Annotated in this window: 18 protein-coding genes and 2 pseudogenes; 5 read left to right on the forward strand and 15 right to left on the reverse strand. The window is 39.2% G+C overall.

Annotated elements, in window-relative coordinates; all coding sequences use genetic code 11:
• The 4 genes and pseudogenes from A5N85_RS03695 to A5N85_RS03710 all read left to right on the forward strand — a co-directional run.
• On the forward strand, positions 1-274 hold a 274-nt coding region (locus A5N85_RS03695), incomplete at its 5' end, for an IS630 transposase-related protein (RefSeq protein WP_143143171.1).
• Positions 271-759: a transposase gene (locus A5N85_RS03700; RefSeq protein WP_072576029.1), complete on the forward strand. Its 489-nt coding sequence runs from the start codon at positions 271-273 to the stop codon at positions 757-759. The genes A5N85_RS03695 and A5N85_RS03700, both read left to right, overlap by 4 nt.
• A 27-nt stretch (positions 760-786) precedes the next feature.
• Positions 787-1,018 (forward strand): annotated as a pseudogene (locus A5N85_RS17185) (bifunctional 4-hydroxy-2-oxoglutarate aldolase/2-dehydro-3-deoxy-phosphogluconate aldolase); the annotation flags it as partial.
• A 214-nt stretch (positions 1,019-1,232) separates the two neighbouring features.
• Complete coding sequence (locus A5N85_RS03710; protein ID WP_072576030.1) at positions 1,233-2,195, forward strand: zinc ABC transporter substrate-binding protein; 963 nt, start codon at positions 1,233-1,235, stop codon at positions 2,193-2,195.
• Between the two features lie 152 nt (positions 2,196-2,347).
• Here the strand turns inward: A5N85_RS03710 and A5N85_RS14575 are convergent.
• From A5N85_RS14575 to A5N85_RS03785, 14 genes and pseudogenes are all read right to left on the reverse strand, one after another.
• A pseudogene (locus A5N85_RS14575) lies at positions 2,348-3,124 on the reverse strand (transposase).
• Between the two features lie 77 nt (positions 3,125-3,201).
• A complete protein-coding gene (locus A5N85_RS03725) occupies positions 3,202-3,624 on the reverse strand; it encodes a DUF1289 domain-containing protein (RefSeq protein ID WP_072576031.1) in 423 nt (140 codons plus the stop codon).
• 8 nt (positions 3,625-3,632) lie between these two features.
• Positions 3,633-5,045 (reverse strand): RNA polymerase factor sigma-54, encoded by a 1,413-nt coding sequence (gene rpoN, locus A5N85_RS03730; RefSeq protein ID WP_072576032.1) that lies wholly within the window; start codon positions 5,043-5,045, stop codon positions 3,633-3,635.
• 10 nt (positions 5,046-5,055) lie between these two features.
• Complete coding sequence (gene lptB, locus A5N85_RS03735; protein WP_072576033.1) at positions 5,056-5,787, reverse strand: LPS export ABC transporter ATP-binding protein; 732 nt, start codon at positions 5,785-5,787, stop codon at positions 5,056-5,058.
• Position 5,788: 1 nt separating this feature from the next.
• Positions 5,789-6,253: a lipopolysaccharide transport periplasmic protein LptA gene (lptA, locus tag A5N85_RS03740; RefSeq protein WP_072576034.1), complete on the reverse strand. Its 465-nt coding sequence runs from the start codon at positions 6,251-6,253 to the stop codon at positions 5,789-5,791.
• Positions 6,237-6,797, reverse strand: coding sequence for an LPS export ABC transporter periplasmic protein LptC (gene lptC / locus A5N85_RS03745; protein WP_072576035.1), 561 nt, complete (start codon positions 6,795-6,797; stop codon positions 6,237-6,239). The genes lptA and lptC overlap by 17 nt, the downstream gene beginning before the upstream one ends.
• Complete coding sequence (locus A5N85_RS03750) at positions 6,794-7,768, reverse strand: KpsF/GutQ family sugar-phosphate isomerase (RefSeq protein ID WP_072576036.1); 975 nt, start codon at positions 7,766-7,768, stop codon at positions 6,794-6,796. The genes lptC and A5N85_RS03750 overlap by 4 nt, the downstream gene beginning before the upstream one ends.
• Positions 7,765-8,457 carry an SDR family NAD(P)-dependent oxidoreductase gene (locus A5N85_RS03755; protein ID WP_072576037.1) on the reverse strand — a complete coding sequence of 231 codons (693 nt, stop codon included), beginning with the start codon at positions 8,455-8,457 and terminating at the stop codon, positions 7,765-7,767. Before A5N85_RS03755 ends, A5N85_RS03750 begins: the two co-directional genes overlap by 4 nt.
• Positions 8,454-9,122, reverse strand: a complete 669-nt coding sequence (locus tag A5N85_RS03760; RefSeq protein WP_072576038.1) for an HAD family hydrolase — start codon at positions 9,120-9,122, stop codon at positions 8,454-8,456. Before A5N85_RS03760 ends, A5N85_RS03755 begins: the two co-directional genes overlap by 4 nt.
• Positions 9,116-9,811 (reverse strand): bifunctional 2-polyprenyl-6-hydroxyphenol methylase/3-demethylubiquinol 3-O-methyltransferase UbiG, encoded by a 696-nt coding sequence (gene ubiG / locus A5N85_RS03765; protein WP_072576039.1) that lies wholly within the window; start codon positions 9,809-9,811, stop codon positions 9,116-9,118. The genes A5N85_RS03760 and ubiG overlap by 7 nt, the downstream gene beginning before the upstream one ends.
• A gap of 41 nt (positions 9,812-9,852) precedes the next feature.
• Positions 9,853-10,302 (reverse strand): CopD family protein, encoded by a 450-nt coding sequence (locus A5N85_RS03770; RefSeq protein WP_245935988.1) that lies wholly within the window; start codon positions 10,300-10,302, stop codon positions 9,853-9,855.
• Between the two features lie 28 nt (positions 10,303-10,330).
• On the reverse strand, positions 10,331-10,942 hold the full coding sequence (gene hflD, locus A5N85_RS03775) for a high frequency lysogenization protein HflD (protein ID WP_072576040.1): 612 nt from the start codon (positions 10,940-10,942) through the stop codon (positions 10,331-10,333).
• Positions 10,939-12,051, reverse strand: a complete 1,113-nt coding sequence (mnmA, locus tag A5N85_RS03780) for a tRNA 2-thiouridine(34) synthase MnmA (protein ID WP_072576041.1) — start codon at positions 12,049-12,051, stop codon at positions 10,939-10,941. Before mnmA ends, hflD begins: the two co-directional genes overlap by 4 nt.
• 107 nt (positions 12,052-12,158) lie before the next feature.
• Complete coding sequence (locus A5N85_RS03785) at positions 12,159-12,911, reverse strand: tellurite resistance TerB family protein (RefSeq protein ID WP_072576042.1); 753 nt, start codon at positions 12,909-12,911, stop codon at positions 12,159-12,161.
• 139 nt (positions 12,912-13,050) lie between these two features.
• Here A5N85_RS03785 and A5N85_RS03790 point away from each other — a divergent pair, with 139 nt between their 5' ends.
• The gene (locus A5N85_RS03790; RefSeq protein ID WP_072576043.1) at positions 13,051-13,554 is read left to right on the forward strand and encodes a retropepsin-like aspartic protease family protein; all 504 of its coding nucleotides are present in this window, start codon (positions 13,051-13,053) and stop codon (positions 13,552-13,554) included.
• A gap of 778 nt (positions 13,555-14,332) precedes the next feature.
• Here A5N85_RS03790 and gpmA read toward each other — a convergent pair.
• Positions 14,333-15,079, reverse strand: a complete 747-nt coding sequence (gene gpmA, locus A5N85_RS03795; protein WP_072576044.1) for a 2,3-diphosphoglycerate-dependent phosphoglycerate mutase — start codon at positions 15,077-15,079, stop codon at positions 14,333-14,335.
• Positions 15,080-15,485 lie beyond the last annotated feature (406 nt).

Genomic DNA, 15,485 nt, shown 5'->3' on the forward strand with positions numbered 1-15,485 from the left:
CAAGATCAGCAAATTCACCGTCTATAGCTGGATTAAAAATCCCCATCCTAAAGGCTTTACTGAGCGTAAGCCCTCAAAGATTGATGATGAAGCCTTGCTTAAGGATATTGAGCAGTATCCTGATGATTACCAATGGGAAAGCGCTAGACGTTTTAATTGCTCGCAATCAGCGATTTGTTATGCTCTAAAGCGACTAAAGATAACGCATAAAAAAAGATTAACCAACATCCAAAAGCCGACACAGAGAAAAGAGAGCACTTTCAAGAACAAATAGTAGATAAGACCGCTCAAGACAAACCGATAGTCTATCTTGATGAATGTGGTTTTAAAGCCTTTGCTCATAGAGCTTATGGCTACAGCACAAAAGGACAAGTTTGTCATGGAAGTGATAACTGGCATTTAAAGAACCAGAGCAATGCGATTGGAGCCATTATCAATGGAGAATTGTTTGCCTTACGCTTATATAATGGTTCTATTAACAGCGATATTTTCTCTCATTGGGTGAGAGAAGCACTGTTACCTGAGTTACCTAAAAACAGTGTAATTGTCATGGACAATGCCGCTTTTCATAAACGCAGTGATATTCAAGCAATCATTGAAGAGCATGGGCATGAGATAGTTTGGTTACCCCCTTATAGTCCAGACTTAAATCCTATTGAAAAGATGTGGGCTTGGATTAAGCAAATCCGCAAAGAATGGCGGATGGATTGTATTGATACTTTATTCTTTTATCTGCTTTGGATTGGGTTGGGTTTTTGATGATTGCACTATAGAAGCTGTGAAGTTTTCCCAGCAGAAGCCTCTGGCAGCGTTGCCATGCTTAAAGCCTTATTAGCACTCTATGCTATGCTCAAAATCATGCCGACAGGTGTGGCATTCATTTGGGTAATATTGAGGATTATTTAGCCCTTAAGAACGTTATTGCCTGCGGAGGCTCATGGATGGTTGATAAAAATTGCTAGTGGCTAAAGACTGGCAACAAGTAGAGCAATTATGTGCTGCGGCAGTGAAAGTGTAGTCTAGGCAGTAAAATCTTGGGTAGTGGTTTGAAAAGTATACTGGACTATGACTCAATAATTTCAACAATAATAAAATATTAAATTTCATATATTGGATTGATATTTTTTACAGAAATTACTCAGCATACTTTTCAAACCACTACTAAATTTTGTATTACTAACTGTTCTGTTATACTATAACAAGTTGAAAGTTTAGCTTGTTGGAGCAGAAGTATGTTGAAAAAAATTTTATTATCAAGCTTTGTGCTAGGTATCAGTTGTAGTGTAATGGCTAAAGTGCCAACTGTCGTAACAACGATTAAGCCCTTACATAGTTTAGTATCCCAAGTCATGCAAGGCGTTGGTGAACCTGAGTTACTAATTAAAGAAGGTTCGCCTCATGGTTATTCTTTGAAACCCTCAGATGTTCAGAATTTGAGTAATGCAGATTTATTGATGTGGGTCAGCGATGATTTAGAAACTTTTATGCCGAAAACGGTAGAGAAGCTTGGCGATAAGGCACAATCTATTGTATGGCAGGAAATTCCCGAAATGCACTTGTTAAAAAACCGCAGCGGTGGTTTATGGGAAGAAGAAGATGACAACGATCATCACGAGCATGGGCATCATCATGACCATGACCATGACCATGACCATGACCATGGGCATCACCATCATCATGGAGAATATAATCCGCACTTATGGTTAAGTACAGAGAGTGCTGTCAAACTTATTCGAGCAACAGCTGGAAAATTAAGTGAAATGGATAGCGAGCATGCTGAACAATATCAAGCCAATGCTAAGGTTGCATTAGAGAAATTGGGAACTTTAAAAGACACAATTTCTCAGCAATTAAAACCTGTTGAGAATAAGCCTTATATGGTTTTTCATGATGCTTATCCTTATTTTGAGGAGGAGTTTTATTTACATCCTATAGGTGTAGTTAGAGCAGATCCTGAACATGAACCGGGGGCAAAGCGTATTGCAGAAATTCATCAGTTATTTAAAGAAAATGGTGTGCGTTGTGTTTTCAATGAGCCACAATTTCCTTCTAAATTGACGCAAAAATTAGTTGCAGGAACATCGGTAAAAACAGCGGTATTAGATCCTATTGGTGCGGATTTAAAAGCTGGATCGAAATTGTATGAACAACTCATGAAAAATCTGTCTAATCATTTAGAGAATTGTTTGAAATAAGTCAGTTAATCTCTATAGCAGGACTCTCCAAAAATGCATACAGTATTTGAAGATAGTATGTTGTTTTCAAAATGGATGTTGAGTTAACGTTGAATACATTTTTTGGGAAGTTGGCTATACAATTTGAGACCTTTGCAAAAAAAACAATGGCTTTAGACTAGCAGAGCGAGTGGCGTTGGAATCAGAACTCTAATGATCTGCAACGCCATCTTTGGAACTTGATTAAGCGATTTCTCCAACCTCTCTTTTAAGTAAAGCTCAAAATTGACTGTAACACCGTTAAACTTGCTCAGCCTCCGCTTGTTAAAGCTCCAAAAAGACTCAATACCATTGATATGGCAATGCCTATGAGCAAACTCGTTATTGCCATGGTCTACTCTAAAATGTTTCGCATAGCCAACGTTGACCAAGCCATTGTAACCACGCCAACCATCCGAGTATATGACACTATCAAGCGCTACTTTACCAAGAATATAGTGCAATCAGCTAAAAAACAAAACATCCTATAGCTCTTATCTAACCATTCTAGCGGTAGATAACGTTCTGTTTTTTAGCTGATTTGACTATAACACCTTGCAAGGTCTTTTTCTTACAGTCGGGAATGATCTCAGTATAGATACGACCTTGTCTTTCAAAGATACCAAAGACGGATTGTTTTAAAGTCCCACGAACACGTTTGAGCTTGTCATGATAATCCCTTTGACGCTTTGCGCCAAAATAGGATTCATTGATCTCAATTGAGCCATATAAAAGGTTTTTTGGTTTAGTTGATACTGATAAATTTCTTGGCGAAAGATAGCGTACCAGCGGTTAATGGTATTACGGTTTACATTCAGCAGAAGAGCTGTTTTGGTTGCGTCAATATCAATACAAAAGCATTGTACGATTTTTTTGAGCTTATATGTACTTAGTTTGCTGTTAGATTTCATTTTTCTAGACTAACAGGTTATTCCTGATAGTCTAGAGCCTAATTAAAATCTGTCCCGCTAATGATGAGCGGGATTTTTTAGAAAAGACTTTGCTGACCTAAGTGATCTACTTTTATGGTTTTATTTTTAGGGCGAGGTTCAATTGGCTGTGGTTTTGGTGTTTCTGTTGTTTTTACGGCTGCTAATAAATGGAATAAGGAGCGTTGATGATTGGTGTAGGTTGGTTTTCCTTGTAAGTTAAATAAGTCTTTTTGATGATAAGTGGGTTGTTTTATATGAGGGTTATGAATTTGGTTCGCTCTGAGTTTTGCTAAAATAGCTCTTTTTCGCTTAGTGATACGTTTGAGAATGTCGCTTTTTTGTGTATCATTTAGTTGATTCCAAGTAAATCGTTCTTCGCGATTACGGTAGCAAGTGGTACAAATACCGTTTTTACCAGTTTCGCACTGACGTTTACACGGATTTTCTATTTTAAATATTTCTAATTGTTCTGCTTTCATGAGGCGAGTTAGCGTTGGCGGCGTTGTGAGCTAGTTGGAATATTAAGGGCTTCTCTGTATTTTGCAATGGTTCGACGCGCTATTTTATAGCCTTGTTCGCTTAATATATCTGCAATATGTTTATCAGAAAACGGATTTTTAGAGTCTTCTTTTTCAATAATGTCGCTAATAATGGCTTTAATTGCGGTGGTTGATTGATCTTCACCGTCGGTGGTTTCTAATTGGTTAGAAAAGAAATAGCGAAGTTCAAAGATACCGCGCTTGCACATGAGGTATTTACCGTTGACAGCACGTGAGACGGTGCTTTCATGTATGTTTAGCATGTCAGCAACTTTTTGCCTTGTTAGCGGTTGCATGGCTTTTTCCCCTTCCTGAAAGAAATCTTGTTGGATAGCAACGATGATACCTGCTACACGTCTAATAGTATCTGCGCGTTTATCTATAGCGTTAATAAACCAGCGTGCCTCATTAAGTTGCGCTTGTAATAGTGTTTTTTCTTGTGCATTTGCATGCTTAGCTAGTTGAGCATAAGTTTCATTGATACTAATAGAAGGGATGAGGTGTTCTTCTGTTTCAATGTAACTAATTCCGCCTTTTTCTCGAACGATGATTTCTGGTTCGATATAGGGTGGTGGACGGTTTGTGTATTTTTGTCCGGGTCTAGGATCAAGACTTTTAAGTAGGGTAATGGCTTGCTGAAATTCGTGTTCACTAATATTTAGTCGCTCTTGAACCAATTTAGGATTTTTGGTGATAAAGAGGAAATGTCTTGCCATAATGCGTTTAAGTGTTTCTAAGTGAGGTGTGTTTTTCGCAAGCATAGCTATTTGCAGATTAAGGCATTCTTCTAAATCAATTGCGCCTACTCCTGTGGGTTGACATTGCTTGATAATTTCTAGCCCTTCTTTGATTTGCTGAGGTTTTAGATGATATTGTTTAGCAATGTCATTGATGTTGTCACGAAAATAGCCATCTTCATCTAAATGATAAATAAGTATTTCTGCAATTTGGCGACTTTCTAAAGGAAGCGACATTTGGGCTATTTGTTCTTGTAAATAGCTGTCTAAAGTGTATTGTTCACTAATGTATTGTTCTAAATTGTTTTCTTCTTCTCGGTGGGGGCTGTGGGCTTCCCAATCATGATCATAATGTTCTTCCCAGCTGCTATCATATTCTAGCTCTTCACTTAATGCTTCTAATAAACCTTCAGAGGATCGTTCTTCTAAATATTCAATTGCTTCTAGCTGGTAATCTTGATTGTCTAAGTTGAGCATAAAGTTTTGTTCGAGCATTTGCTGAACTTCAAGTGCCAATTCAGTACCATTCATATTTAGAATCTTAATGGCTTGTTGCAGCTGTGGTGTTAGAGAAAGTTGCTGCTTAAGGCTAAGGTCAAGGTTTTGTGTGTGATTGAGCGCCATATTTACTCGCCTAGCTTAGTGTAAAATCATCACCAAGATAGATTTCTCGTGCTTGAGGGTTAGCAATGATTTCCGCAGCACTGCCTTGCGCAATCACTTCTCCATTTCCTAATATATAGGCACGATCGCAGCTTTTTAGGGTTTCTCTAACGTTGTGGTCAGTAATTAATACGCCAATGTTTCTATCGGTGAGGTGGGTAATAATATGGCGGATTTCCCCAACAGCAATTGGGTCAACTCCTGCAAAAGGTTCATCTAGTAGGATAAAGCGCGGTTCAGTGGCTAAGGCTCTGGCAATTTCACATCGACGTCTTTCTCCACCAGAAAGGGCAAGTCCTAAGGTATCAGCAAGATGTTCTATTCCCAGCTCTTGCATCAGATGTTGGGCACGTGCAGAGCGCTCTTTTTGTTTAAGCGGAGAGGCGAGTTCTAAAATAGCAAGGATATTGTCTCTGACACTAAGTTTTCTAAAAACGCTGGCTTCTTGAGGAAGGTAGGAAAGTCCTAGTCGTGCGCGCTTGTGAATGGGTAAATGCGTCATATCTTGTTGGTCTAAAAAGATGTGACCTTCATCTGGTTTAATCAGTCCAATAATCATGTAAAAGCTGGTGGTTTTACCCGCACCATTGGGGCCAAGTAGACCAACGACTTCAGCTTCTTGTACATTTAGTGAAAAATCTTTCAGAATAAGACGCTTTTTATAGCTTTTTTTAAGATGTTGCGCGATTAAGCCAGTTGTCATATTAGTTACTTTTTGGGAAAAGGGTCATGTTGACACGCTGTCCTTTGATTTTTTCAGCTTTGAGGTTATAGCTTAGATGTTCCGCACGGGTTTCATTTTTTTGTTGTTTAACCCAAGCGTTTTTATCCATATCTACCGTAGAGGTAGCAATGGTATATTTTAGATATTTGGCTTTTCCGTCAATTGGCGGTTCATTTGCAGGCGCATAATGAAAGGTTGCTAAATTTCCCCAAGATTCAATCATCGTTACTTCGCCGTCTTTAATACTAATGACAACTTTATCGCCAGTGAGCTTCATTTCTCCCTGTGTAATGACAACGTTACCTGTATAGGTTGCTTTATCAGCATTGGCATCATATTCGCCACTATCAGCAGTTAAAGAAATGGGAAGTTTTTGTGGATTATTGGTTTGAGCGGCACTTAAAGGAATCAGTAGCATAAGAATTAAGCTAATAAGCAGGCGCATAGGTACTCCTTACGTTTTTTTTCAGTATAAATAAATTTTGTTTTAAATGCCATAATGCGCCAGTGGCATAAGTTGTGCTATTAGGGGTCAAAATTGTGACGTGTGTATTCGTTTCTGCTGTATTTTCAGAGACTCGGTAGGTTAAGGCAGGGGTTTTAAAGGTTAAAGTTTGCTGAGTATTTTGTGTATTATTTCGTTGACCAATCACATTACCTTGCATAAATATTTCGGTTTTTGCGTGATTTTGAACAGCAGTGTTGGCTTGTAGGATTTGTTTGATAGGGGGATTGATTTGTGTTAGAACAGGTGCTTGAAAGTGTGTCCCGCGGTCATCGTTATAATAAATGGTTTTTTGGCTTTGTAGGTGCATATCTGTAACGCCTTGCGCATTATAGCGATAGGTTTCACTGTTGTTAATCACTAATAATGGCGGTGCAGATACTGGTTCTGTTTTTACTGATTGTTGTCGATTAAATAAGAAGCTTACCAAGACAATAACGGCTAGAAATATTAAGAGTAAAATTTGTCGTAATGAGTAATTCATGCTACACCTGCAGCAAGTAAATCATGAATATGTACGATACCAATGAGTTGTCCATTTTCTACGACTGGTAATGCAGTAATGTGTTTTTCTTGCATGAGTTGCAAGGCTTCTGCTGCTAGCACTTGTGAGGTAATGGTTTTTGGTGAATGTGTCATCGCGCTATTAAGTGTTTTTTCTAAGGCTTGCGCATCCGCTGCTAAGCTACGGCGTAAATCACCATCGGTATAAATCCCGAGAAGTTTTTGTTGGTCATCGGTAATTAATGTTAAGCCGAGTCGTTTATCGGTAATTTGGAAAAGCGCAGTCTGAATGCTGTCTTCAGCATGGTTAATAGGGAGTTCTGAACCGCTACGCATAACGTCTTTGACTTTTGTGATGAGTCGTCTGCCTAAACGTCCAAAAGGATGGCTACGAGCAAAGTCTTGTTCTTTAAAATTTCTTGCTTGCATTACGGTGATGGCTAGTGCGTCTCCGAGTGCTAATGTTGCTGTTGAACTGCTGGTAGGTGCTAATCCAAGCGGGCAGGCTTCTTTTTCTATGTGTAGCGGTAAGACGATATCAGAAGCTTGGGCAATTTGAGAATGTAAACGCGCTGTTAAGCTAATAATTTTAATGCCCATCTCGCGGATAACGGAAATCATGGTCATAATTTCGGCACTTTCTCCAGAATAAGAAAGTGCAATTAAGGTATCTTTAGCAGTAATCATCCCTAAATCACCATGCCCAGCTTCAGCAGGGTGAACGAAGAATGCGGGTGTGCCTGTACTGGCAAAAGTGGCAGCAATTTTAGCGCCAATATGTCCAGATTTGCCCATCCCAGTAATGATGAGATGTCCTTCGGTTTGCAAAATGGTTTCGCAGGCTTGGATAAAATCACCGTTTAGAGTCGCTGTTTGTGCACGAATAGCATCTGATTCGATTTCAAGAACGTTTTGTGCTGCTTTAAGCCAATCTTCAGGATTTATCATCATGGGGAAATTATTCCATGTTGAGCAATTGGTGTGGCTAAAAATTGGTCGTATAAAGGTAGAATGTCTTCTGTAACGCCCCAATCTGGTTTGGCATCAGGATAAATCGCGCGTGTCATTCGGCTGTCTATCCATGGTGGGCGTATTTCTATAATGCTTAATTGTGGATAAGCGGCGCTTTCTTCTTGTAAGTCGCGAATGAGGCGAGAAAGCCCTGCTTGTGCGACACCAAAACCATGCCAGTAATGGGCTTGATGAGCGCTATCTCGTCCTAAAGTATCAAAAGTTGTAAAGCCAATTTTTCCGTGCGGACTTTTTTCGAGTAATGGCAATAGGGTCTGGCATAGCCAAAGTGGCGCAGTGAGATTAACTTGTAGACTTTTTAGCCATTTTTCTGGGTCGGTTTGGATTAAAGGTCGTAAGTTGCCGCAATAGGCAGCAAGATGAACAAGCGCATCAATTTTTCCATAGTCTTCGCAAATCATGGTGGCAAGGGTTTGATATAAGTCAGGCTCGGATGTCCACAGGTCAAAGGGAATAAGTGTGTGGTCGCCAGAGAGTTCATCATCTAGTTTTTGCAATGCAAGGCTGTCATTGTCTAATAACAGTAAATGATGTTGAGTGTCCCAATGTTTGGCCAGTGCGTTGCCAATGTTTCCGCAGGCGCCAGTAATGAGTATGGTTTGGTTCATAATGTGTTTAATAATGAAAGTAAATCGTTTGGATGATGAATCAGAAAGTCAGCGCTCCAGTTTTCGGGTTGGGCATCTTGTGTTAAATATCCCCAAAGGCAGGCAACTGTGGTTACGCCCGCTGCATTCCCTGCCTGAATATCACTTGGAGCATCGCCTAAAAATATGGCTCGATTGGGGGCTATATTACATTGCGCACAAGCCAATAAAATTGGGTCGGGATAGGGTTTGGCATAAGGTAAGGTATCTGCACAAACGAGGGCGGATAGTCGATGCGTGAGGTGTTGGCGTTTGAGTAGTGCTTTGGTTGGTTGAGTAGCTTTATTGGTAACAATGCCCCAAGCAATTTTATGTTGCTCTAAAAATTGAATAAGAGCTTCTATGCCCGGAAATGGGCGAGCAATTTTACCGGCTTGTTCGGTGTAAAGTTGGTAAAAAATGGGCATTAGTTTGTCTAATCGTTCGTCGGTAAGAGAGGTGCGCAATGCCGCTGCCAACATATGCCGACTGCTATAAGCGCTCATGGGCGCAATTTCTTCGTAAGCAGCAGGAGAGATATTGGCTTGCTCACAAGTGGCAATGATGGTTGGGATTATATCTTTTGCGGTGTCGTATAAGGTGCCGTCTAAATCAAAAAAGACGGCATCGTAAGCAAAATTTAGCATGGTTTCTGAATGGCTAATAAATAGTTCACAGAAAGGTTACGACTTAAAAAAGCGGTTTTGAGTAAAGGATGATAATCCATACCGCATAGCGCAATAGCGGTAAAGCCTGCGTGTTCTGCCATATTCACCAGCTCTTCTGGGCGGATAAAATGTTCGTGTTGATGGGTGCCTTTCGGAACTAATCTTGTCAGATATTCAGCGGCAACAATGGTGGCTAAATAGCTTTTGGGTGTGCGATTGAGGGTTGAGAGAAACGCATATCCACCCGGCTTGAGCAAATGAAAAATATCTCGCAAAATAGCGGCGGGGTTGATGACGTGTTCTAGCATTTCCATGCAAACGATGTGGTCGTATTGTTCTTTATTGGTGACGCATTCAGCGCTAGCGCATTCTCGGTAGTCAATCATCAGTCCGCTCAGTTGGGCGTGCTGACGCGCAGCATCTAAAACAACAGGGCTTAAATCAATTCCTGTTACGATTGCCCCTGCTTTTGCCAAAGATTCGCTCAATATACCGCCACCACAGCCAATATCTAAGATACGCTTTCCTTTAATCGTAATATGTTGGCGGATAAAGGCTAATCGCGCAGGATTGATGTGATGCAAGCTGCGGTAAGGTCCTTTTTTATCCCAAAAGGCTTCGCCATATTGATTAAAGGAAGCAGTGGCAGTTAGTGAGGCACTTTGCATAGTGTTTTCCCGTTGAAGCAATGATTCGGATTGTAGCATGTTTAGAAAGGTTTGAGCCCAGCAAGGCAAACAATGATGATAAGTAGTAAGCCCGGAATTTCATTGAACCAACGATAAAAAGTTTCACTATATGAATTTTCTCCTTTGGCAAATTTTTTCATGATTTTCCCGCAGGAAATGTAGTAAATCATTAAGAGCACAACACAGACTAATTTAGCATGTAACCAGCCTTGTCCTTTTAGCCATGCAGGATTGGCGATGAGTAAAAGTCCTGCAAAAATAATCATTAATCCCATGCCAATATGCCCAATGATGTAGAGCTTCTTCTCCATTGTTCGGAAATAGCGCATGGCGTTTTCATCTCCAGCTTTTAGCGCTTGTGTGTGGTAAACGAAAAAACGTGGTAAATAAAATAGAGAAGTAAACCAGCAGACCATAAAAATGATGTGTAAACTTTTCCATAAAGAATAGTGGCTCATGATGAATGACATATTTAACCTTTTATTTTGATGATGTTAATTAAAAAGAGAGTTCGCTAGCCGCGTCAACCAGTCCTTTACGACCGAAAAGCATCTGCCAACGATTACCGCCATTAGCACGCCAAAGGGCAGCAGCGCGTAAAGCGCATAATAATAATGTTCTTAACCTTGCGACGGTTTGTGCATCCTGCAAATATCTCGGATTGCCTTTGATAAGAATGCGACGTGCCGCTTGGCTAGCAGTTTGTTGGTATAGAGAAGAAAATTTAGCGAAAACGTTATCATGTAGTAAGCCAAAGGCTTCTACTTGACGAGAGCTTTGTGTTAAACCTTGGATGAGCGTTTCCATGAGAGCGGTATTTTTAGATAAACGTCTTTCGATATGAAGCAGTTGTAAAACATATCGTAATTGCGGTTCTGGCACACCTTCGCTCATTTGCTCTTCTAGTAATTCTCGACCACGCTGTAAATTGGCAGTATGGTCGTAATATTCTGATATGTTTTCGCAATTAAACCGAATAAGTGAGGGTAATAAAGTGGCAAAATTGTCTTCTTTCCAGTGTCCTTTTTCTGACAGTGAAACGACACCGTCGGCAGAAAAAAACATTGCAGAGATTGCCCATGCTTGTGTTTGTATATCAGAAAGTTTCATGGTTTTTCCTGCCAACGTTGTTCAATAATGCCTCCACCTAAGCATCGCTCTCCCTCATAAATAACCACATACTGTCCGGGGGTTATGGCTCTTTGTGGCGTATCAAAATGCACAATCATATGGTTTCCTTGATATTCGATACTACAAGGCTGATCCGCTTGACGATATCTGGTTTTTGCTAAATAAGATTTATTGGGTTGTGGTGCTTCTTCAAGCCAAGATAAATGACTTGCACTGAGCGATTGATGATAAAGCTCTGAGTGCTCTCCTTGTCCTACAATTAAAATATTGCGCGTTAAGTCTTTATCAAGAACATACCAAGGCTCATCTGTTGCACCGGCTATTCCGCCAATGCCTAACCCTTGCCGTTGTCCAATGGTGTAATACATGAGTCCAATATGTTCACCAACGATAACGCCTTCAGGGGTTTGCATTTTGCCGGGTTGAGCAGGTAAGTATTGACGAAGAAAATCTCGAAAAGGGCGTTCACCAATAAAGCAAATACCGGTTGAATCTTTTTTGTCAAAGGTAGATAAGCCTTGCGCTTCGGCAATTTTACGCACTTCCGTTTTTTCTAATTCTCCAAGTGGGAAGAGAGCTTTATTTAGCTGAGTTGGCGTGATTTGATGTAAAAAATAGGATTGATCTTTATTGTGATCTTGTCCTTTAAATAAAGCCGCTTGATGACCATTTTGCATACGGCGCGCGTAATGTCCCGTGGCGAGAAAATCTGCACCTAAATTTTCGCTATAGTATGCTAATTCTGCAAATTTAATTTCTCGATTACATAAAACATCAGGATTGGGCGTTCGACCCGCGCGATATTCCTCTAAAAAAAGCGAGAACACGCGCTCGTGATAAGCTTTAACAAAGTTGACGGTGTGTAATTTGATACCTAAGGTTTCGCAGACTTCTTTAGCGTCTTCTAAATCTTCTTCTACTGTACAGTAGCCGCTGGAAAAAGATTCTTCCCAGTTCTTCATAAAAATACCAAAAACATCATAGCCTTGCTTTTTTAATAGATAAGCAGCTACAGAAGAATCTACCCCACCAGAAATACCAACGGCAATTCGTGCGCCACTAGGTGGGGAAAAAGCTTGATAAGGCATGTATTCATCCAAATGCTAAAAGCATCCATTGTAACATTTTAAGCACTTTTTCCGTGCATTCGAATAGAGAAATGATAAGGACGCATCACAGCGCCCTTAATAAGGAATTAAAAACCAGCTTGTTTTTCTAGCTGTTCAACAAAATTATCTTCTAATCCTAGAGCTTGTTGTAGATTAGCAAGGAATATAATTTCTTTTCTATCCAAATCTCCACAAACGATTCGAGAAGCCAGATAGACTTCAGCTGCTAATGCGGAGTCATTGCCTACTTCAGCGGCAATTTGCTGTGGCGTAGGTATGTTTTGTAGGATTTGATTTAACCAGTTTTGTGCTTCTTGGTCTTCTTGACCGACTTGGTTCAAAATAGCATTTTGTTCAGCAGCAGAAATTTCGCCATCTGCTTTGGCAGCAGCAATCATTGCTTTTAAAACAACGCGACTATTATTTTCTGCTTCAGATTGACTTCTTTGCGCAGAAGGCTGAATAGATTGTGTATTTGCGTTGGCTTTAGCATCATTTTGTTGCCAGCTTTGATAAGCTTTATAAGCCAAAGTTCCAATAGCTGCTAGAGAACCCATCTTGGCAATAGAATTAGACATACCGCGAGAGCCATTACTGCCACCTAGCACCATTGATAAAATTCCCGCAGCTGCTGCACTTCCTCCTAGTTTTTTTAATGCATTTTTATCTTTCATTAGTCCGCCTAAGGTATCGATAAGGCTATTACTTCCACTATTGCTATTGCCTAATACGCTTTGTAAAAGCCCGCCCAATCCTTGTCCAGTAACATTACCGTTACTTCTTTGATTAAGCTGTTGCCCAGCGCCTAATACTTGATTAAGCAGATTGTTAATATTCATAATATTCTCCAGTTGATAAAGCGAAAACAGTCTATTCTATTCAATTAAGGTATTGCTATTTAGTGAAATACTTTATTTTATATGGATGCCATAGTGTGCCTGTTTTTAGTAAAGTATCTTATTAAGATAAGGAAAGTTAATGCAAGAGAATAATGATATCCGCCGTTGGGGGACAGGATTTGCTCTAATAACCTTGTTGTTATTAGCAGTAGGGTTTTATTTATATTTAGTTGGGTATTTTAATCAATCTTCTAAGGTAGAAATGATGCAAGGTGTGAACGGTCAAGAAATGGTTATTCAGCCCTCACAAGATCATCACTATCGCATAAAGGGAGAGATTAATGGTGTCGAGGTAACTTTCTTATTGGATACTGGGGCATCTGGTATTGCTGTAGGGCAAACGATTGCTGATGAAGCGGGTTTACGACCTGGAGCTAAGATAACCGTTTCTACGGCAAATGGCACACTAGAAGCACCTACCACGCAAATTGCATTATTAAAAGTAGCATCTATTCGTATGCGCAATGTTCCTGCAACCATTATGCCAAATATGGATGATGAGGTTTTATTAGGGATGCAGTTTTTAAAATATTTTGATTGGCGTAGAGAAAAAGGGAATTTGATTTTGGTGTTAGATAAGTAGATTTTTAATCTCTGTTATATAGCTGAATGGGTTTAGTTTGCATACAAACTGACGAACCACAGACAGCTAGAGACATTTGCAAAATTCCGTTTCACACGAATTTTTACCATTATAGTGAAAGACTACTAGAATGGTTATAGTGTTAAGATAGATGAATAAAGTAAGTACACATACTTTACTGGAATAACCATCTAATTTCTGTAACTCTTTTATTAGCCTTTGGCTATAGCATAAAAATTAACACCATGATTTTAATATGTTTTTAAAATTTAAAAAATTGAAATTTCTCTATTTTTAGAGGTTTTGCAACGGTTTCAGACAATCTCAGTACGGCAAAACGAGCTAACGCTGTATGTGGGTTAAAGGCATTTAGCTATAGAAAATGGCAATGATTTGGTAATAGAAAATTTGCGCGAGAAATTTGATTGGTATCTGTTTGTATTGTTGTAGATTTGAAGAGACGATAATAATAAGATACTGCTGTACTAGCAATTCCTAGTGAGTCTAATAACTCATTGAATTTTTCTTCGCTGATCTGCTCTAAAGCTTCCCTATTTTGGATTGAGCTCTCTGTCAGCGCGACGAATAGCAGTATAAATATCTTAATGCAGTATCATATAGTCGAAGAAATACTAAATTGGTACGGTGTTGCCTTCACTTACTGTACAACCGTACTATCTGCACTCGGTAAGCCTTATACCAACTTTAGTCTTCTTTGGCTATAGTAATTTGCTTAATAAGCTACAAAAGCGGCTTTTTCCGCTTTTGTAGAAGTTTATTATTGTTTTTTGCCTTGATTTGCAACTGCTGCTTGTAGCTTACGGACTTCTTCAGGGTCACCTAAGAAAGTATCGCGAACAAGGTTCATGTCATCATCAAATTCGAATAAGTAGGGAACACCTGTCGGAAGATTTAGCTTAACGATATCTTCATCTGAAATACCTTTTAGATGTTTAACAATTCCGCGAAGACTATTACCATGTGCAGCAACGATAATTTCCCCTTCTTTTTCTAAAGTAGGTTTAATGGTGCTTTCCCAATAAGGTAGGATACGCTCAACGGTTTCTTTTAATGATTCCGTCAAAGGGAGCTCATTAGGATCAACATCTTTATAGCGAGGGTCTAAAAGCGGTGAACGTGGATCATCTTTTGCCAATGGTGCAGGCGGCACGTCATAACTACGACGCCAAACAAGAACTTGTTCTTCGCCATATTTTTCAGCCGTTTCAGCTTTATTTAAGCCTTGTAATTCACCATAATGTTTTTCATTCAAACGCCAGCTTTTTTCAACTGGAATCCAATCTAAATCCATTTTATCTAAGGCAAAACTAAGCGTTTTAACAGCGCGTTTCAGATATGAGGTAAAAGCTTTTTTGAAATGAAACCCTTCTGTTTTTAATAATTCGCCGGCTTTTTTAGCTTCATTACAGCCTTTTTCAGTGAGATCAACATCTGTCCAGCCAGTGAACAGATTTTTTTGATTCCACTCACTTTCGCCATGACGTAGCAATACTAAACGTTTCATATTACGGTCTCCTATTGAATAATGCTTTAAGTATATAAGAGCAGCGGTTCAGCAACAATTAAAATCGCCAATAATAGCATTCATCTATATTATGTACTTGTATTGATCACTATCGTTACAAGAAATTTTTTATATTATTAAATTTCTTATTAAACAATTAGTTAATAGAAAAATATAGAAATTTTTGTTTTGAAAATACTTTTATCTTTACCGCATTAAGCTTCGCGGGAACTTTTTAGAGGTAAGAAAATGGTAGGTATTTTGCGTTAGTCACATAGCAAAAATTTTAAAAATTGCATACAGGAGAAAAAATATAAGATATTGTTTTGTTTTGTTTTTGTTTTGTTTTGTTTTGTTTTGTTTTGTTTTGTTTTGTTTTGTTTTGTTTTGTTTTGTTTTGTTTTGT

The organism is Suttonella ornithocola (assembly GCF_001889065.1).
GTDB classification, from domain to species: Bacteria; Pseudomonadota; Gammaproteobacteria; order Cardiobacteriales; family Cardiobacteriaceae; genus Suttonella_A; species Suttonella_A ornithocola.